General features: G+C 58.7%; 13 protein-coding genes and 1 other RNA gene. 1 reads left to right on the forward strand and 13 read right to left on the reverse strand.

Going from position 1 to position 15,338, the window contains the following annotated elements; genetic code table 11:
- Positions 1-3: 3 nt before the first annotated feature.
- A complete protein-coding gene (locus AC3IT6_RS03490) occupies positions 4-1,203 on the reverse strand; it encodes an agmatine deiminase family protein (protein ID WP_489354309.1) in 1,200 nt (399 codons plus the stop codon).
- A gap of 288 nt (positions 1,204-1,491) precedes the next feature.
- Here AC3IT6_RS03490 and AC3IT6_RS03495 point away from each other — a divergent pair, with 288 nt between their 5' ends.
- Positions 1,492-2,394: a LysR substrate-binding domain-containing protein gene (locus AC3IT6_RS03495; protein ID WP_108216501.1), complete on the forward strand. Its 903-nt coding sequence runs from the start codon at positions 1,492-1,494 to the stop codon at positions 2,392-2,394.
- 63 nt (positions 2,395-2,457) lie between these two features.
- Here AC3IT6_RS03495 and AC3IT6_RS03500 read toward each other — a convergent pair whose 3' ends face one another.
- From AC3IT6_RS03500 to AC3IT6_RS03555, 12 genes are all read right to left on the reverse strand, one after another.
- Positions 2,458-2,733, reverse strand: coding sequence for a hypothetical protein (locus AC3IT6_RS03500; protein WP_280944677.1), 276 nt, complete (start codon positions 2,731-2,733; stop codon positions 2,458-2,460).
- Positions 2,730-3,710, reverse strand: coding sequence for an integrase domain-containing protein (locus AC3IT6_RS03505; RefSeq protein ID WP_489356475.1), 981 nt, complete (start codon positions 3,708-3,710; stop codon positions 2,730-2,732). Before AC3IT6_RS03505 ends, AC3IT6_RS03500 begins: the two co-directional genes overlap by 4 nt.
- Positions 3,688-4,047 carry a hypothetical protein gene (locus tag AC3IT6_RS03510; protein ID WP_489354310.1) on the reverse strand — a complete coding sequence of 120 codons (360 nt, stop codon included), beginning with the start codon at positions 4,045-4,047 and terminating at the stop codon, positions 3,688-3,690. The genes AC3IT6_RS03505 and AC3IT6_RS03510 overlap by 23 nt, the downstream gene beginning before the upstream one ends.
- Positions 4,031-5,431, reverse strand: a complete 1,401-nt coding sequence (locus AC3IT6_RS03515; RefSeq protein WP_489354311.1) for a YfjI family protein — start codon at positions 5,429-5,431, stop codon at positions 4,031-4,033. Before AC3IT6_RS03515 ends, AC3IT6_RS03510 begins: the two co-directional genes overlap by 17 nt.
- A gap of 1,030 nt (positions 5,432-6,461) precedes the next feature.
- The gene (locus AC3IT6_RS03520) at positions 6,462-7,718 is read right to left on the reverse strand and encodes an integrase domain-containing protein (RefSeq protein ID WP_489354312.1); all 1,257 of its coding nucleotides are present in this window, start codon (positions 7,716-7,718) and stop codon (positions 6,462-6,464) included.
- Positions 7,719-7,905: 187 nt separating this feature from the next.
- Positions 7,906-8,299, reverse strand: a transfer-messenger RNA (tmRNA) gene (gene ssrA / locus AC3IT6_RS03525).
- A gap of 94 nt (positions 8,300-8,393) precedes the next feature.
- Positions 8,394-8,672, reverse strand: coding sequence for a hypothetical protein (locus AC3IT6_RS03530; protein WP_223448150.1), 279 nt, complete (start codon positions 8,670-8,672; stop codon positions 8,394-8,396).
- Positions 8,673-9,006: 334 nt separating this feature from the next.
- Complete coding sequence (locus AC3IT6_RS03535; protein WP_489354313.1) at positions 9,007-9,282, reverse strand: hypothetical protein; 276 nt, start codon at positions 9,280-9,282, stop codon at positions 9,007-9,009.
- Positions 9,283-9,483: 201 nt separating this feature from the next.
- Positions 9,484-12,294, reverse strand: a complete 2,811-nt coding sequence (locus AC3IT6_RS03540; protein ID WP_489354314.1) for an FAD-binding and (Fe-S)-binding domain-containing protein — start codon at positions 12,292-12,294, stop codon at positions 9,484-9,486.
- A complete protein-coding gene (locus AC3IT6_RS03545) occupies positions 12,291-12,962 on the reverse strand; it encodes a LutC/YkgG family protein (RefSeq protein WP_489354315.1) in 672 nt (223 codons plus the stop codon). The genes AC3IT6_RS03540 and AC3IT6_RS03545 overlap by 4 nt, the downstream gene beginning before the upstream one ends.
- Positions 12,962-14,416 (reverse strand): LutB/LldF family L-lactate oxidation iron-sulfur protein, encoded by a 1,455-nt coding sequence (locus AC3IT6_RS03550; protein WP_489354316.1) that lies wholly within the window; start codon positions 14,414-14,416, stop codon positions 12,962-12,964. The genes AC3IT6_RS03545 and AC3IT6_RS03550 overlap by 1 nt, the downstream gene beginning before the upstream one ends.
- Positions 14,413-15,237, reverse strand: coding sequence for a (Fe-S)-binding protein (locus AC3IT6_RS03555; RefSeq protein ID WP_046038683.1), 825 nt, complete (start codon positions 15,235-15,237; stop codon positions 14,413-14,415). Before AC3IT6_RS03555 ends, AC3IT6_RS03550 begins: the two co-directional genes overlap by 4 nt.
- Between the last annotated feature and the right edge of the window lie 101 nt (positions 15,238-15,338).

The raw sequence follows: 15,338 nt of genomic DNA on the forward strand, positions 1-15,338 counted from the left end.
GCGCTAACCGACACTAGGAATGTGTTGGGTGATGCAATGCACACCACCGCCATTGTTGGCAAGGATGGTGCCATCGATACCCACGACTGGCCGTCCCGGAAAAATCTCCCGGAAGAGATTCAAGGCAATCTCATCTGCAGGAGTGCTTGAAGTAGGAACCACGATGCCGACGTTGGATTTGTAGAAGTTGATGTAGCTGAAGTTCTCCACCGTCAGGCCTGACACCTTGAATGTTGGCTGAACGGGCATCTTGGTAATCTTGAAGGGGCGGCCCCTTGCATCGGTGCTTTGTTGCAGCACTGTCAGGTTTGCCGCCATCCTGGGCACGTTGGGGTTGCTTGGGTCCGACGGGTAATTCAATAACAGATGGGCTGGCTCGATGTAGGCAGCAACCAGGTCGACATGCCCATCGGTAGCGGCAGCGCCGTCGTCGCCGTACACCCCATACGGCAGCCAGATCATCTTGGTCGCGTTATAGGCACGCAGCAGCGTGGTCTCGATCTGAGCCTTGGTCATGCTCGGGTTGCGATTGGGATTGAGCAGGCACTGTTCGGTGGTAATGAGCGTGCCCTGCCCATCGGTAATCACCGCGCCACCTTCAAACACCATATTGATTGGTGATTTAGGCACGTTAAGGGTGGCGCACACACCGACGGGCAATTGATCATCCAGGGTGGCCGACCACCTGTTACCCCAGCCGTTGAAAATGAAATCGCGTCCCAGCATGTCGTGCCCTGATGGGCTCAGCGCGAATACTGGCGCGGTATCACGGGTCCAGCAATCGTTGTATGGATACTCGATGACAGTAACGTTAGGGCCGCAGCGCTTGCGTACAACCTCGGTATTGCCGGTAATCGCCATCATCAAGACCGGCTCGAACTGCGCAATGGCATTCGCTACGTTGATGACAGAATCCTGCATGGGTTTCAGCTGGTCCTTGTAGCTCTTGTCATAGGGGTACGCCATCAATACGCTCTGGTGTGGCTCCCACTCTGCGGGCACCCGATAGCCATCGGAGGTAGGGTTGGACTCCGTTGCTTGGGCCAGGCGTCCAAGCCCTGATGTACCGATGGCAGTTGCAGCAACCGCCACCAAAGCGCCCATATTGAACCGGCGCCTTCCCGGATTCGAGGGCCCCTCCATCGCGGCTTGATCTGCCATCAACTGCTCTGTTGCCAACTGAATATCTTGTTCTTTATCCATGTAACGAGTCCCCCAGGTTATCCAGCCAGATATTTCATTTACCAAGGCACACGAGCGAAACAGGCAGTAGTGCAAGCAACCGACTCCCGTGCTGACAGTGCACCAAAGCACCGAGCACACCCCCCTCATCGCTTCCTTGCCACGCCTGTTGTTGCCTGTGCGTCGTAGGGCAACCTATTGAATTGTTGTCTTGGCCTCCCTCCGCTGAATCTTTGCGGTTGCTGAAGGCGCAATCAACCTATATAAACTGCCAACAAAATAGGCAGAAAAACTAAATGGTAGACCCGCATGCCCTTGCCTCCGCTCCATGCGTTTCGCGTATTTGAATGTGTTGCAAGGCTGGGCCATGTCGGCGCTGCCGCCGCTGAACTGCATGTGACTGCAGGCGCCGTCAGCCAGCAAATCAGAGCCTTGCAAGGTTCACTTGGCATCAAACTGTTCTATAAGCAGGGGCGCCACCTGGTGCTGACGGAGCGTGGTTTGGCACTACAACGTTCGGTAGCGCGAGGCATCGGTGAAATCACTGAAGGGGTGCGACAGATCTGCGAGGCGGATTTCCAAGAGCCGACGGCGAAAGTCTTGACCATTTCGACAGAGCCGGTTTTTGGCGCGGCCTGGCTGATGCCGAAGTTGTTTACCTTTCGTGCAGAACATCCGCATATTCATCTGCGCGTCATTACTGCCGACGACATCAGCGAGGTGGACTGGCGCAGGGCTGATGTTGCCGTGCTCTATGACGCCCCGATCTGGGAAGGTTTCTGGTGGCGACCATTGCAGAACCTGCACATGTTTCCGGTTTGCTGCCCGCAATTGCTGCGCGGCCCCCACGCGCTCAAGCAACCCTCTGACCTGATTCACCATCGTCTTTTGCATGAGGATGACGGCACTCAATGGCGGCGCTGGTTGCTTGAGGCTCGCTTGCCCTATCCGGGCGATGCCGATGTCCATCTGGAAGACCTCGGCATCGCCTTGCAGGCCGCTCGCGATGGCTATGGTGTTGCACTCAGCGATGAGATCAACTCGTCACGCGACCTAGATGAGGGACGCCTGGTGCAACCCTTTGCGCTGAAGGTGCCGACAGGGATGGATTATTTCTGCATTTGCAACGAGGAGAGTCGCGATATCCCTGAGATAGCTTTGCTCATCGATTGGCTGATCGAGCAGGCAAAGATAGTCCCGGCCTACCCGTAAGCGTTGTTGGGAGATGAAGGCGGACAAGCGAGCCTGGAAGGCTTCATACCCATGAATCGAGCGTTAGATCAGCATTTCTCGGTCATTCCCTAATCGCCTCCAGACCAATAGAGCGGTGAGTCGATAGTAATACCGGGTAGCGTCGGAATGGACTTTCAGGTGCTGAGTGAAAAACCAGCGCACATGCTTGAGCTGCCAGGTCCAGGGATTGTCTCGCTGCCATCGCTGTTGAATGGCCGCTTGCATGATTCGGGCTTGCCGTAGGTGTCGTCGCTGCGTGATCTTGGAGCCAGTCAGTACCCCGCTCAGGAACAGCGCCATATCGAAGGGCTTGGTCACGCTCGACCTCCAATGTAGGCCGAAACCACATCGATCCGGTTATGCCCGAGCTCAAGGCTGATTTGTTGGCGCGCCTGTTGATCAAGGTCGCGGTCAATGCGATAGCAGCGGCCACCATTGACTGGCGCCGCGTGGTCAGTGAGGTGCTCGTAACGCTCGCAGGCGTAGGCCGCGCGCAATTCATGAAAGCCCTTCAGCCCGTGTTCATGCAGCGTTTCGCGGGCAGGGAGCACGGTCTGTTGTAGGAACGCGGCGTAGCTTTCGTCTCGGGCCAGCAAGTTGCGGCTATGGGGCGGCGACACATGACGAGCCAACTGCAGCGCCGCCTTCACCTCTTCATTGACCACAACCCATCGCGGCGCTGATGCCCCTGAACGGCCGCCTTTGGTGCCGTCCTGGATGTTGATGCGGCCTAAGTGTTCGGCTTCGCGTTGCAGTCGTGGCAGGTCAGCCAGGATCGCTTCGCGCAGGCGCATACCGGTTGTTCGGGCCAAAAGGACAATCGCTGCCACCCGCTCCTGTTGCTGTTCGCCAAGCGCCTCAATCATTCGCCGCACCTGTTGGTGGTCTTGGCCATCTGGCGCGCGGGTGCGTACGGTCGAACGCTTCTGTCCCAACGCCTGACTCGGGCTGGCGATCCTCACGTCCTGATCACCGCGCAGCGCGGCGAGGGTGCGGTTAACGCTGCTCAGGCGGTTCTGTGCGGTAGCGATGCAGAGTTCACCTTGCTGGATCTGCTGACGCAGGTAATCGGCGTAGTCCAGCAGCGTTAGTTGATCGATCTGGCGCGCATCGTTGTAACCAGGGCCGTCTTCGGATCGACACCAACGCACGAACGCTTGCCAGCGATCGCTATGCGCTTTGACCGTGGCGAAGTGGCCGCCGGCAAACAGATCCTTGAGCGCTTGTGGGCCGGCGTAGCTCAGCTGGCGGCCATAGCCAAAGTTGCGACCATCACGCCGACCAACCAAGGTCATCATCATCACCGTTTTCGTTTTCTTGCAGAAAGCGCAGCAGGGCTTTCCAGTGGGGGCTGAGCCGGTCCACCTGCTGCCAGTGTGTCGGGCGGATCAGGAGGGCGTTCTCCTGGTATTGCAGCAGTGCCCCTTCCTCACGCAGTTGCTCGATCAGCAGGGCGATGTTGGCAGGGGGAAGGGGTGGTGTGGCGACAGCGGCGACAGTGGCGACAACCCGCGTCGTTTCTGGCCTGGCACGTGGCGACAGGGTGGCGACAGAGGCGGCGACACGCCGCGATTCTGGTTGCGATTGATGTTGCGCCTGGTAGCGGCGCACCGCGTCATTGAGGCGAAACATGGCGGACCTCGAAGGTTTTTCCGTCGTGGCTGCTCAGCCAGCGATGAGTGATCAGCACGACCAATAAAGAGGCGGTATGGTCAGCGCTCTTGCGGGCAAAGCGAGGGCCGTTGCGATTGACGTCACGGATGCTGAAATGAGTCCAGCCTTTCTGCACCAGCCAACGTAGCAGTCGATCCGCCTCTTCGCATCGGCTATTGACCGGCTCCTGTTCGGTCAGGCGCTGGATCTCGGCCAGGTAGTAATCCATCAACGTGGAGGCGCGCTGGATGTGTGCTTCGTCCAACGCACTGGCCTCTTCAACCATGGTCAGCACGCCCGCGATACGCAGTACATTCGCCGCCGCTTTGCTCGCGACAGGCTGGACGCCGGCCAGTTCGCCGAACTCGCCAGACTGGCACTCGATGGTGTCGTGAATATCAATCCAGGCCCGGCGGGCACGGGCAGTCAGCTCCAGAGCGGCGGGATTGAGAGAGCCATCCTGGTGAAGTGACCAGGGCTTTTGCAGCAAGGCGGTGATCCGTTGCTGGTAGCGCTGTACTCGGGCATCTCGGGTCAGGTCAATTGCCTTGTAGAGTCGCTGGCCGGCCAGGCGCTCGGGCCAACTGATCAGGCAACGGCCGAGGATGCCTTGGCCATTGATCACCGGGTCTTTGAACAGCTGGTTGGCCAGGTAGGGCTGCAGCATCAGATGCAGGCTGAGGCGACGGTCATAGGCGCGCAGACTTTCTCCGGCCATGGAGCGTGCCCGGTCGATCGGGCTGCCATCCCACAGTGTCGACAAGGTGGTGATCGCCTTGAGTAGGTTCTCTTTACTCATGGTGCTGCTGCCCAAGAATTGGCCGCCTTCATCATTGAACAAACCCATGCTGGGCAAGCCCTGGCACAGACTTTTGACCAGGGCCTCAATGGTGGGCTCGGCAATGATCAGTCTCGGTGGTACCGGCTCGGACAGCTCACTGCCTTCCGCCTCCGTGTGTTTCTTTGCGGTTTTGGGTTTGGCCATGATGTTGCTGGCTGCGCGATAGGCTTTGAGCTTTTCCCCATACAGGGTCCACTGCTGCCGCTCCCAGTCGCGAGCCGCCCTTAATGCCAGGTGATCCACCGCGCTTTTGCGATCCCCCGAGGACGCCACCGTCAGTAGGTAGAGGGACAGCGGATAGGTTCGACCGTCGAGTTGGACATTGGCATGACCCTGGCTCACCAGAGCAGCGCTGGCCAGCACCGATTGTGCAGCCATGGCGCAGGGCACGCCGATCACCTCGGCCAGTCGTTCGACCGCAGGGCCTAACAGTTCCCCGAGTGCTTCGACCGGATAGGGCAGAGGCGCCTGCTTGTATTCCAGCAATGGTTGTGGGGGCTCGAACGCTTCGCACAGTTGCATCGCTATTCTCCTGAGATTATCGACTTCGTCCTCACTCATCCCGCCACGGTTGTTGAGTGTTATCAGGGATCAAGGCCCCTGCGACCTGTGAGGGTTGTCCACTAACGCGGGACTGGCGGCTCCTTACGGCCGGGAGCTTGGGCATCTCATGACCTGGCCTCCTGAACACTTCAGATGAAGTGGGCGGGTGGAGGCTGCGCTGGCTGACGAGACCGGTGCCGCGAGATCCTGAGTCGGGTGAAGGCAGTGATGCGATGACCGGGGCATGCCTGACTGTCAGTCAGGTGCAGTCCATTCCGTGGGCTGCGGCACCATCATCGGCATCGCTGTGGCGGGTGAGCATTCGGTGTTTGTCACGCCGATTGTCACGAGGGGGAAAGCCGCAAAGCCCCGTGCGAGTAGGGCTGCAGCAGTGTGAGATGCGCCCGTCTCTTTAGGGGGCAAAGAGACGGGCAAAAGGTTGGCGCAAGAAATGGCCAAGCGGATAAGTTGCTGCAGAGCAGCCAGGAGGGGGCATGAGTTGCCGCAGTGGGCATTCTGGAAGAAGTGGCATCCATCACATCGCTGTGACCGTGCGAGCCGCCGGACGCTAATCGCACTTGGGGAGAACCACCACGATGTGGTGTAGCCTCAAAGGTTCTGGCTACCTGGGTGCTGTCGAGGACAGCGCTTGTACGGTTCTGGTTTAGAGCTCGTTCTGCTGGCGGTCAACAGTATTTTGGGGGCGACTCTTGCGCCAATCAGTAGCGCTGGAAGACCTTGGTAATTGGTGGCTTTCCATGGCCGGGTGGTCGTTCGTCGGTTTTTAATGTGAGCCCATGCGAGTGGGAATGCGGAGCCTTCCCGCTCACGTGGGCTTGGCCGAAAAAGCCCCACGAGCGAGGCTTGCAACGGCGACAGTCGCCATATCTGTCGCCATGCTGCAGGCCAGATATTACGCAGGTTGTCGCCGCTGTCGCCGCTGTCGCCAAATCAACCATCACTCCATCTGGGGAGTCATTTTCGGTTACCGGCGGCGTCCGGTGAACGCTCACCGTATCGGCACGACGTTGTGGTCCCTGGTTTGATTGATCGCAGATGCCGACAGGTTGCCAGTGGCCGCTTTCTGGATGTGCTCACTCCACCAAGCCATCATCGGACGCCGGCGCTCGATGTAGTCAGCTCGGTTGTAAGCGCTTCGGACTTCGTCCTTGTCAACATGCGCCAGCGCGACTTCGATTAGCTCCGGATCCCACCCATGCTCGTTCAGGATGGTGCTGGCCATGGAGCGCATGCCGTGGCTGACCAAGCGGTCCTGGAAGCCCATGCGTTTCAACGCCATGTTGGCAGTCTGACTGTTGGCGTGGGTGCGCGGGTTTCTATCTGCCGGGAACACGTATTCCCTGTGGCCGCTGTGGGACTTGAGCGCCTCCAGTAACGCGAGTGCCTGTTCGGTCAGCGGGATGGTGTGCGGACGACGCTTCTTCATGCGCTCCGGCGAGATGGTCCAAATGCGTTTGTCGAAATTGATGTCTGCCCAACGGGTGGTCGCCGCTTCGGCAGGACGGGTCATGGTGTGCAGTTGCCATTCGATCAGGCAGCGGGTGATCCGCTTGATGCTGGCGTTCGCGATTTCGATCATGAGCTCGGAAAGCTCGTCTGGTCGTAGCGCGGCCATGTTCTCTTTCTTGGGCTTCTTGAATACCGCCCGAATACCACTGAGGGGGTTAGAGAAAATCAGCCCGGAGTTTACCCCGTAGGTCATGATCTCGTTGAGCCGTTGGCTCAGTCGCTTCACTGTCTCGAGGCTGCCTTTGGCCTCGATTGGGCGAAGCAGTTCGATGACCATCGGTGCGGTAATTTTCGAGAGCGGCGTTGTTTTCAGGTCTGGAAATACATGCAGCGTGAGCGATCGCCAAATGTCTTCGGCGTACGCCGGCGTGACGGAGTCCTTCTTCAGCTCGAACCAGGCGGTGGTCACGTTCTCGAACGTATGTTCCGTCTCCGCTCGTTTGGCTTCGTCCTGTGCATTGCGTTGCACCTTGGGATCAATGCCTTGTGCAAGCAGCTCGCGCGCTTCCACCACTTTTTTCCTGGCGTTCGCTAGTGAGAGCTCTGGGTACGTGCCCAGCCCCATATTGATACGATTTTTGGTAACCGGCTCGCGGTAGTTGAAGTTCCACAGCATCGAGCCGTTGCTCCTGACTCGGAGCTGGAGGCCGTCACCATCGCTGAGGACGTAATCCTTGTCTTTTGCCTTGATAGCCTTGAGCTGGCGGTCGGAAAGGCGAAGGGCTGGAGCAGGCATGAGAGCTACCTCTGACACCGTTTTGGTATTCCAAAAAATAGCACCGGATGGCTTGGAATACCATTTGGAATACCCAAACGGCTGGAACTCAAAAAACCTCTGCGGAGCCCGGTAGCGCTTAAACCCTTGATTTCACTGGATTTCAGGCACAAAAAAAGACGTCCGTGGACGTCTTTAGATGATGAAGTGGTGGAGCCGGGGGGATTTGAACCCCCGTCCGCCAGTACTCCGCTGTCGGTACTACATGCGTAGCCGTGTCTATTAAGTTAACCCTCAGCGACCCGACGGGCAGGGTGCTTTGGGCGAGTTGTGTAAGTTTTAGCCGCTTCGTCCACAACGTACTGCACGGCGATTCTGTTCTATATGACAATCACTTTGGGTTTACAGACATCCCCTGATGATTGCTGGACCCGAAGGTACCAGGAGGGAAGGGCTAAGGCTGCTTACGCAGCGAGAGCGTATTCCCCGTAGGTTTCGTCATTGGCAACTATAGGAAGTTGCAACAGTGGATTTACGAGTTCTGTTACCAACTCGGCATGCACCTAAAGTTTCGCAACCGGCGTCGAATCCTAAACGGCCCCGAGCCTGATGCTCTTTGAATCAAGTGAGCAGCAGGCCTGTACAGTGTACGTCATCACGCTCCGGAAGGCCAACCCGAAGGTTGACCACCACAGATCATGGGTTTGGTTCGTTGCTCAGTTTGTCAGCGAGTGCCAATGCCTGGGTGGCCTCGGTGGCGCATTTTTTGTCGTCTCCGGAGGCTTGTGAGGCTTCGGCGCTGGACATCAGTCTTTTGATCTCCATCGTGGTGTTTGCGGAGGTCGCCGGCAACGCATTCACTTTGCCTTTGAGCTCTTGCAACTTGCTCGTACAAAGGTTGTTGTCCGCAGCAAATACAGGAGAGGCCAGCATGGCGGCAGCAATGAACAGGCCAGCGAGTGTGGTGCGTTTCATGGGTATCTCCTTGAGCTGATGGTCTCGGTGCTGCCGTATGAGCGGACGGCCAAGCCGAGCCCGAAAAATCAGCCACGATCTGATGGGGCGTACCTCAAAGACTACGATTCAACGCAAGAATTCGTTTTTTTCTGAAAACCTGTCGAGCTTTTCCAGAGAAGCGGGCGGTTACACATTTTCAGACCCCGGATGCAACAAAACCCGCAACTGGCGGGTTTTGTTTTGCTTCGTAGCGGGCGCAGCCGGGCTTTGAGCTCCCGGCTGCCAGTACTCCGTTGTTGATGTACGCCAGCGCGGCCCAGAAGGCCAACCCGAAGGTTGGCCTTGGGCTGAGTTACTTCGCGCCTTTTTTCGAGTCGGTGACGGCCTTGATGATGTCGTTGGTCTCGGCGACGCAATCATCAATGCCTTCCTTGGTGCCTTTTGCCTGGTCGGCTTTGGCTTGCTCGACGGAGGCTTTTACCTGGTCAGTCATTTCTGGAGGAATCTGTGCCTTGCCGTTTTCGATGGTTTGCAGGTTGACCGCGCATAGGTCTTTTTCGGCCGCAAACGAAGTGGAAGCCATGATGGAAGCAGCAACGAACAAACCTAAAAGCACAGAACGATTCATGTGTTTCTCCTTGAACTGAAGGGCCAGCATTGCTGGCCATCAAATCGGTCTACCGAGTTTTTGGAAGGTCCCGCATTTGCGGGACTTGATCAGTGGACTGCGGCGGCACATCAGGGTTCTTTTTTTCTGCTGTAGAACTGTTGATTCCGGCAAGAAGCATTAAGGAAGGCGCATTGATGCGCCTGCCTTGAGGTCCAGATTTCAGGGCTCCCTAGCCTGGGTAACGCGGTCCACCAGATAGACTAGTCCGTGGTAGTCAATGCCGCCATGTTGCGTCAAACCGATCTCACAGGTGCGGCTGGTGGAAATCCCCTCGCTGCACTGCTGCACCGCGTCCTTGAGCGTGCGCAGCGAATGGGCGTTCAGTTCCGGGGTGGTGAAACCCTTGTCGCCAGCGAAGCCACAGCAGTGAATGCCTTCGGGAATCACCACGGTTTTGCTGCATTTGCGCGCCAGGTCGATCAGCGCTTGGCTTTCCCCGAGGTGTTGCGTACTGCACGTCACGTGCACGGCAATCGGTGCGTCCTGTGGCGTGAACGCGAGGCGATCCATCAAGTGCGTACGGATGAAACGCACCGGGTCGTACAGGTCCAGACGGGTTTCGCCGAGGTCTTGAACCAGGCGCAAGGTGCAGGGGCTGGTGTCGCAGTAGATCGGGTCGAGACCGCCGCGGCTGGCGTGCAGCAGGGCGCCGATCAGTTCCTGTCGTTTGTGCTCGGCTTGTTCGACATAGCCTTTGGAGGCGAACGGCTGACCGCAGCACAGGTTGTCCAGGTTGTCCGGGAATACCACTTGATAACCGGCCTTTTCCAGCAGACCACGGGTCTTGTCGTGCAGCGACATTTGCTCCGTGTCGCCTGCTGCCGGCCCCATGGCGCGGGATACACAGGCCGCCAGATAGACCACGCGCGGGCGCGCGTCGGTCACCGCCGGACTGAAGCGAATGGCTTTTTCCGGTTGCGGCATCGCGTTGGTCCATTGCGGGACCTGACCCTTGGACAGGCGCGTCAACGTCGCCGACAACTTCGCCAATCTCGGCGCCCCCAGCAACATCCGCGCGCCATTGGCCACGTGCAAGGTGAAACGTGCACCTTGCAGTGCCGTGGCGAAATTTCCTTCAAGCCAGTTGGCGGTTTTCGTATGCGTCGCCTTCCGGCTACGCAGCTTTTTCACCAGCTCGCCGGTATTGATGCCTACAGGGCAACGTTGTGCGCAGAGGCCGGTCGCGGCGCAGGTATCGATGCCTTGATAGTCGTAAGCGGCTTCGAGTTCGGACGTATCGATGCCTGCGCGTTTCTTCGCCTGAATGTCGCGCCAGATCACGATGCGCTGGCGCGGGCTCAGGGTCAGGCCTTTCGACGGACAGACCGGTTCGCAGAAGCCGCATTCGATGCACTTGTCCACAATCTCGTCAGCGGCCGGCAAGGGCTTGAGGTGCTTGAGGTGGATCTGTGGATCTTCGCTGAGCACCACGTCCGGGTTGAGAATGCCATTGGGGTCGAGTAGTCGTTTGAGCTGCCACATCAACTGGTAAGCATCGCTGCCCCATTCCAGTTCAACGAAGGGTGCCATGTTGCGCCCGGTGCCGTGTTCGGCTTTCAGCGAGCCGCCAAACTCCACCGCCACCAGTTGCGCCACGTCGTCCATGAACGCCTGATAGCGTGCGACTTCTTCCGGGTTGTTGAAGCCTTGGGTGAAGACGAAGTGCAGATTGCCTTCCAGGGCATGTCCGAAAAGGATCGCTTCGTCATAGTGATGTTTGTCGAACAGTTCGATCAGGCGGTTGACGCCAATGGCCAGCTGTTCGACCGGGAAGGTGACGTCTTCGATGATCACCGTGGTGCCGGTCTTGCGCACTGCGCCGACGGCGGGGAAGGTGTCCTTGCGGATGGCCCAGAGACGGGCGTTTTCCTGCGGGTCTTCGGTGAAGTCGACCTGCTTTTCCACCGGGAACGCCTTCAGCGACGCCATGATCTGCGCCAGTTGTTCGTGCAGCAAGGTGGACGACGCGGCGCGGGATTCGATCAGCAAGGCGCAGGCATTGTTCGACAGATGCTGTACGAAAGCGGGCATGCCGGGTTTGTTCTGTACCGAGCGCAGGCTGCGGCGGTCCAGCAGTTCCACGGCTGATACCGGTTGGCTTTTCAGCACAGTCACAGCGTTGCAACAGGTTTCCACGTCCGGGAAAACGATCAATGCCGAGGCTTTATTCGGGTGATCGATTACGGTGTCGTAGGTCACCGCGCTGATGAAGCCGAGCGTGCCTTCGGAGCCGACCAGCAAGTGGCTCAAGATATCCACAGGCTCGTCGAAATCCACCAGGGCATTGAGCGACAGGCCGGTGGTATTTTTCAGACGGTATTTGTGGCGAATTTTTGCAGCTAGTTCGGCGTTTGCGCGGGTCTCGCGGCCCAATGTCGCCAGACGCTCCAGCAGCGTGGCGTGACTCTGACGAAAGACTGCAACACTGGCAGCGTCTTCGGTATCGATACGGCTGCCGTCAGCCAGGACCAAGCGAATCCCGGCCAAGGTGTGATAGGTGTTTTGTGCCGTACCACAGCACATGCCGCTGGCATTGTTGGCGACGATGCCACCGATTTTGCAGGCGTTGATCGAGGCCGGATCCGGGCCGATCTTGCGTCCGAACGGTGCCAGCCAGGCATTGGCCTGAGCGCCGATCACACCCGGTTGCAATCGAATTTGTGTGCCTTGGCCGCGAATCTCGCGACCGTTCCAGTTATCCCCCAGCACGATCAGCACCGAGTCGCTGATGGCCTGGCCGGACAGGCTGGTGCCGGCCGCGCGGAAGGTCACTGGGACCTGATCGCGCTGGGCGAGTTTCAGCAGGGCCACCACTTCATCTTCGGACTCGACGCGTATCACCAGTTTTGGAATCAATCGGTAGAAACTTGCGTCGGTACCGAAGGCGAGGGTCGATAACGGGTCGTCGAAACGTCGCACCTGGGGAATCAGTTGCTGCACATCATGCAGGAAAGCGGCCGGTAGACTCATTGGTCCTCCAGGATCAGCACCACCAGGTCCTTCGGACCGTGTGCGCCGTAGGCGAGAACCTGCTCGATATCGGCTGTTTTCGACGGGCCGGACACCAGCAACGCATTGGTCGGCATACCCTGGGCCCATTCGAATTCTTGCTGCACTTGATAGAAGTTGTCGCGGATGTCGCTGGCCTTGAGCAGGGCAAAATGCACGGGTGGCACAAGACTCATCAAGCGCGGTTCTTCCCGGGTTGGCCAGAGAATCAGACTGCCCGTGGCAGCGATGGCACCGAGGGTGCCGGTCAGGCTCGCCGGGGTGTCGTTGAACAACTCGGCTTTCCATTCTTCAACCGGACGATCGTAGGCCTTGAGTGCGGGCAGCCCCGGACTTTTCGCCCAGTGCTGTGAGACACGTTGCCCGTGCGGTGTGGTCGGTGCGATCAACAGGCTGGGTATCTGGCGATCCTGCAACAGTTGCGCGAGCAACGCGGGCCAGACTTCGCTCGACGTCAGATGAATTTCCGTGTGCACCGATTCCATTAACTTGCATAACTGCGGGATACGTTGCTCAGGCGTGTAGGTGTAAGGCTGGGTCACCAGATCGACATCGAAGTTGTCGGCCACGGGCGTGGTGCCTGTCAGGCTTTTGCGCAGTTTGGCGAGGATATTTTGTTTGGCGCTCATCAACGGTCTCCCTGTTTGGCCAAATGTTCGCGGGCCATGTCATGCAGCGAGCGGGCAGCGGGTTTCGGTGCGCTGTGGTTTTGCGTCCACGGGCCGACGTTGCTCGGCGTGAGGGCGCGCAAACGGGTGGCGAAGAAACCGAACAGGCGATACAGCGTCGGCGAACTGTTGAGCTTCGCCCAGGCATTCCAGACGAACCGCTCCTTGCGTGAATACTTGCTGCCTTGACCGCGCATTACTTGATGGGGGCTGTCCGGGGCCTTGACGTTTTCTTCCCGCAGGCGCCGCAAAAGAGCAGGGATCGGAATTTTCACCGGGCAAACTTCACCGCAGGCACCGCACAGCGACGACGCGCTTGGATGATCCGGCACCTTCGCCAGGCCGACCATGTGTGGGGTGATGATTTTTCCGATAGGCCCGGGGTAAACCTCCCCATAGGCGTGACCACCGATTCGGGTGTAGACCGGGCAATGATTCATACAGGCGCCGCAGCGAATGCAGTTCAGGGTCTGGCGTAATTCGCTGTCGGCAAAGGCCTGGCTGCGGCCGTTGTCGAGCAGTACCAGATGCACTTCCTGCGGGCCGTCGAGTTCATGTTCCTTGCGCGGGCCGGAGATCATGTTGACGTAGGTGGTGATCGGAATGCCCAGGGCCGAGCGGGTCAGCAATGACAGCAGCGGCACCACATCGCGCAGGTTCTCGACGACTTTCTCGATGCCGGTGACGGCAATATGCACCGGCGGCACCGTGGTGGTCATGCGCCCGTTGCCTTCGTTTTCCACCAGCAGCAGGGTGCCGGTTTCGGCCACGGCGAAGTTGACGCCGGAGACGCCGATGTCCGCTTCGAAGAATTTCTGCCGCAGGACTCTGCGGCCGATCTGAATGAGTTGGTCAACGTCCTTGGTGTATTCCACGCCAAGTTTGTCGTGGAACAAGGACGCGACCTGACCGGCGTTCTTGTGGATCGCCGGCATGATTATGTGTGAAGGCTTCTCGTGGTCGAGCTGGACGATGTACTCGCCCATGTCCGATTCCAGGCATTCAATGCCCTGTTCAGCGAGGACATGGTTCATCTCCATCTCTTCGCTGACCATCGATTTACCCTTGATCACTTGCCGCCCCTCGTGAGCGCGGATGATCGAGAGGACGATGCCATTGGCTTCGTCCACCGTTTCCGCCCAGTGCACTGTCACACCGTTGCGGGTCAGGTTCTGTTCCAGTTGCTCGAGCAGGTCGGGCAACTTGGAGAGCGCGCGGGCACGGATTGCATTGCCCAGTGCGCGCAAATGTTCTCTTTCATGGGCATCGCTGAACGCCGCTGCCCGTTTGCTCATCAATGAATCCATCGCCTTGCGAAAGTTGCCTCGCAATTGCGCGTCACCCAGCGCCTTGTGGGCGCGGGTGCGGAAATCTTCTTCTACGGCGACCGTAGGAATAATCGCGGAAGTACTCATCGGGCACCTCCGGTACGCTGCCAGAGGAAACTGGCCAGATGCTGACCGCGTAACGCTTCCTGCTGTTTTTCCAGCGAGCCGTTGATGTTCATCAAGCAGCCGCAGTCGGCACTCAATACCTTGTGCGCGCCTGATTCCTTCAGCGCCCGGGTCTTGTCAGCCACCATCGCACCGGAAATGTCTGGCATACGGACGCTGAATGTCCCGCCGAAGCCACAGCATTCGCTTTCGTGGTCGTGGTTGACCCGTTCCACGTTGCTCAACTGCGCCAATAATTCGCGGCCGTGCAGGTGGGTGTTCATCTCGCGGCGTGCCGAGCACGAGGTGTGCAGCGCCACTTTTACCGGTTCGCCGCTGTCCTTGAGCTGCACCTTGCAGACAAACAACAGGAACTCGGCCAGTTCGTAGGTTCTGGCCGCCAGGGCCTGGACCTGTTTCAACGTGTCCGGCTCGTCCTTGAACAAGTCGGCGTAATGTTCGCGCAGCATGCCCGCGCAAGAACCTGACGGCACCACCACCGGATAGTCGCCGGCAAACAGCGCCAGTTGCGAGCGCGCCACGGTCCGTGCCTGTTCGGTGTAACCCGAGGTGTAGGCCGGTTGGCCGCAGCAGCTTTGCCCTTGCGGGTATTCGACACGAATGCCTTCGCGTTCCAGCAGGTGGATCGCATCCATCCCGGCTTCCGGGTAGAACAAATCGACCACGCAGGTCCCGAACAGGTAGACCCGTGACGGTTTCTCGCTGGGGTACTGCCGAGGCTCGGGCAGTGGCGGGGCGACACGGGTCGCATTCGGCACGGCGTTGTAAAAAAGCTCGCTCATCAGGCGGTCTCCGGGTGGTCCCGGTTATTCGTCTGTCGAGGCTGCTGAATATAGAGCCGGAAGCTTTCAGCAGCCTTACAGACCGGGGTGTGAATAGCGGA

The organism is Pseudomonas sp. KH_017 (assembly GCF_057840285.1).